The organism is Microbacterium sp. ZW CA_36 (genome assembly GCF_044987475.1).
Lineage (GTDB): Bacteria > Actinomycetota > Actinomycetes > Actinomycetales > Microbacteriaceae > Microbacterium.
Map to the genome: position 1 here is coordinate 1 of NZ_JBJDRL010000144.1, position 763 is coordinate 763.

Sequence of the window (763 nt, forward strand, 5' to 3'; positions counted from 1 at the left end):
GGCGCCAAGAACCACATGCTGGTGCTTCCGGATGCCGACCTCGACCTCGTGGCCGACCAGGCCGTCAATGCGGGCTACGGTGCCGCCGGCGAACGCTGCATGGCCATCAGCGTCGTGCTCGCCGTCGAGCCGGTCGCCGACGACCTCATCGCCAAGATCCAGGAGCGGATCGCGAAGCTGCGCATCGGCAACGGCGCGGGCGTTGACGGCGTCGAGCCCGACATGGGGCCGCTGATCACCGACATCCACCGCGACAAGGTCTCGAGCTACGTCGACATCGCCGAGGCGGACGGCGCGAAGATCGTCGTCGATGGCCGGGGCTTCACCGTCGAGGGGCACGAGGATGGGTTCTTCTTCGGCCCCACCCTGATCGACGACATCCCCACCACCAGCCGCGCGTACCAGGAGGAGATCTTCGGACCGGTCCTCTCCGTCGTGCGCGTGCAGTCGTACGACGAGGGTCTCGAGCTGATCAACTCCGGCCGGTTCGGCAACGGCACCGCCATCTTCACCAACGACGGCGGCGCCGCCAGACGGTTCCAGAACGAGGTGCAGGTCGGCATGATCGGCATCAACGTTCCCATCCCCGTCCCCGTCGCCTACCACTCCTTCGGCGGCTGGAAACAGTCCCTGTTCGGCGACGCCAAGGCCTACGGCGTCCACGGCTTCGACTTCTACACCCGCGAGAAAGCCATCACCAGCCGCTGGCTCGACCCCGCCCACCACGGCGGCATCAACCTCGGCTTCCCCCAGAACAACTGAC

1 protein-coding gene is annotated in these 763 nt (G+C 67.1%); it reads left to right on the top strand.

All coding sequences use genetic code 11. The annotated features are described in order from the left end of the window. The coding region (locus ACI3KX_RS22120; protein WP_404911099.1) for an aldehyde dehydrogenase family protein at positions 1–762 on the top strand (762 nt) is incomplete at its 5' end. Position 763 lies beyond the last annotated feature (1 nt).